Origin of the sequence: Sphingobium sp. WCS2017Hpa-17 (assembly GCF_031843765.1) — a bacterium.
GTDB lineage: Bacteria > Pseudomonadota > Alphaproteobacteria > Sphingomonadales > Sphingomonadaceae > Sphingobium.
This window is the reverse complement of sequence record NZ_JAVTIV010000054.1, coordinates 1-2847: the sequence shown is the minus strand read 5'-3', so window position 1 is coordinate 2847 and position 2847 is coordinate 1. Positions and strand designations below refer to the sequence as shown.

2 protein-coding genes are annotated in these 2847 nt (G+C 63.4%); one reads left to right on the top strand and one right to left on the bottom strand.

The genetic code is table 11. The features are described from left to right. The first annotated feature begins 444 nt into the window (after positions 1 to 444). Positions 445 to 690, top strand: coding sequence for a helix-turn-helix transcriptional regulator (locus RQH62_RS24825; RefSeq protein ID WP_311271327.1), 246 nt, complete (start codon positions 445 to 447; stop codon positions 688 to 690). 57 nt (positions 691 to 747) lie between these two features. Here the strand turns inward: RQH62_RS24825 and sppA are convergent, their stop codons facing one another. Next, the gene (gene sppA, locus RQH62_RS24820; RefSeq protein WP_311271326.1) at positions 748 to 2631 is read right to left on the bottom strand and encodes a signal peptide peptidase SppA; all 1884 of its coding nucleotides are present in this window, start codon (positions 2629 to 2631) and stop codon (positions 748 to 750) included. Positions 2632 to 2847: the final 216 nt, after the last annotated feature.

Sequence of the window (2847 nt, the reverse complement as noted above, 5' to 3'; positions counted from 1 at the left end):
GGAGCGTCAGATACGGCACGATCAGCGACCATTCTTCATCGGAGACATCAGACGGATAAGGCTTGCGGAAACATTCCATACAAGCCTTTGAATCCATTCAGACTCGCAAGTCCATAACAGCCTCTAGCCTGCCTGCGCTTCCGTGCATATCCGAAGATACCTTGATTAATGCTTTGATTTTTCTCCGTTCAACGACCGATTTTGAGCAGGCGGCGGGGGTTTTGACCTGTTGGGTTGGCCGAGCTTCGGACGCGCTTGTTAAAAGCAGCGTTGCGATAATGGCGGCGACGAAAGGCATGCGTTATCCAACGGTAGATTGTTGCTGCGCGGATGACTGTCAGCTTTCAGACCTGCTAGCAAGTCGGGCGGATGGCAAGAAATGGTCGCGTCTTGTCTAATTCGTATAATCGCCTAGGGCGCACATAACGAATGAAAGGAACAATCATGGCGGCGCCAATTTCGACCGACGAGCGAAGCGAACATTTTGCTTTTTGCGTGCAGCTTTTCGGTGGGACCACCGCTTTCTCGCGGCGCCTTGGGATAGACGAGCGGGCCATCCGCCGGTTTATCAATGGGGAGCGCCCTATCAGCGATGGGCTTCTGGAAGATACGGCGAAGGCTTTGCGCCTGCTGATCGCCGAAGCGACCACGGCTGAAGAGCAGATTGCCGCATCGTTGCGCGCTGGCTGACCCGTTGTGGGGTGACTTGCCCCTCCCATAAACGGGAGGGGCGTATCCGTTTTCAGCTTAGCGCCACAATCCAGCCAGCATTGCTATCACGCCGCGTTCTTTCGCCGCGTTGCGCTGTTTCGGCGCGCCATAGCCGCGACATTCCAGACAATCGGCGCGGACGCCTGCGCCCATGACCAGCGCCCTGACGTCGGACACGGCCTGCATCGCCCAGCCGCGCTGCATCCATGCCTGACGGGCGAGCATGTCACGCGGGGCAGTGGCGCTGTCCTGTTCGCGGTCGGCGAGGGACTGGACGAACTCGGCGAACTTGTCCGGTTCCTTTTCGATATAATAGGCTTTGGTCTTGGCCGGATCGAGCTTCGCACGGCGGGCGGCTTCGGCGATGGCGTCTTCCAGACCGCCGAAGCGATCGACCAGACCGATCTGGCGGGCGGTGCCGCCGTCCCAGACGCGGCCCTGCGCGATGGCGTCGATGGCTTCAGGCGATTTCTTGCGGGATTGGGCGACGAGGCCGACGAAGCGGCGATAGATATCCTCGACCCCCAATTGCATGATCTGGTCGAATTCCGGCGTGGTGCCGCCGGTGACGTCGGGCTGGCCGGAGAGCGGCGTGGTGCGCACGCCGTCGGTGGTGATGCCCATCTTCGCCAGCGTCCCTTCGAAGCTGGGGATGATGCCGAAGACGCCGATGGAGCCGGTGATCGTGTCCGGCTCGGCGAAGATGACGTCGCCCGGCGTCGAGACCCAATAGCCGCCGCTGGCCGCGACATTGGCCATGGAGACGACCACGGGCAGGCCGGCGGACTTGGCTTGCAGGATGGCGCCGCGAATTTTTTCCGAGGCCATGACCGAGCCACCCGGCGAATCGACGCGGACGACGAGGGCCTTGAGATTCTTTTCGTCCAGCGCGGTCAGCAGCAGGTCGGAAATCGTGTCGCCGGCCGCCGTGCCGGGACCGGCTTCGCCGTCCACGATATCGCCGGCCACGGTCAGCACGCCGATCTGGCCGTCATTGGCGGGCTTGCGCGCCTTCACATAGGCAGCGAGGTCGATGGTGGCGAAGCTGCCGGCCTTGTCGCTGGAGGCTTCGCCCGCGACCTGTGCCACGCGCTCGCCAAAGGCGGATTCGTCGCCCAGCTTGTCGATCAGGCCGGCGGCCAGCGCGGCCTTGGCGATGTCGCCATTGGTGGCGCGGGCGGCGGCGGCGGGATCGGCGGCATAGGCGGCGATCTTCGCCCTGGGCCGGGCCTTCGTCACGTCATCCTGCCAGCTTTGCCACAGGGCACCGGCCAGCGCCTGATTGGCCTGCCTGGCTTCGGGCGATTGTTCGGTACGGGTGAAGGGCTCCACGAAGCTCTTATAGGTGCCGACGCGATAGACATGGGTGTTGACGCCCAGCTTGTCGATCAGTCCCTTATAATAGAGTTGGGAGCCGCCCCGGCCGAGGATGGCGACGCCGCCGAACGGATCGCTCCACACTTCGCTGGCATGGGCGGCGAGTTGATAGCCGTCATCGCTGTAGAGCGTGGCATAGGCGAGGACCGGCTTTTTCGCGGCGCGTACCGCATCCAGCGCCTTGCCGACGCGGCTCATCGCCACCTGTCCGCCGCCGACGAAGCCGTCGAGGTTGAGGACCACGGCCTTGACCTTGCTGTCGCTCTTTGCCGCGTCGAGTGCGGCGACGATGTCGGACAGGCGATATTCCTTCGCCTCCGGCCCGGAACCGCTGAGCAGGGCCATGGCGCTGGTTTCGGCGGGCTGTTCGACGATGCTGCCGTCGAGGTCGAGCAGCAGCGCGCCCGACGACACGCTCTTCGCCGGCTTGGGCGAGAAGGAGAGGGCGGCATAGAGCGCGCCGAAGAAAAGCAGCAGGAAGAGGAGGACGAGGCCGTCCTTGATCGCGACCAATATGCGCCAGGCGCCCTTCACAAATGCCAAGTTGCTGCTTCCTTTTGGTTGGTCCGTCCGTGGCTATCGCATCGGCGGATCGACTGCAATGTGGGCATGGCGCGACCGCTCGCAAGGCTTGCGCGCATGATTTAGGGCGTTATGGGAAGCCGTGCATGGCGAAGCCGCCCCGGTTCCGTTCGCCCTGAGCCTGTCGAAGGGCGCGCGCAACGCCCTTCGACAGGCTCAGGGCGAACGGATGGGGTT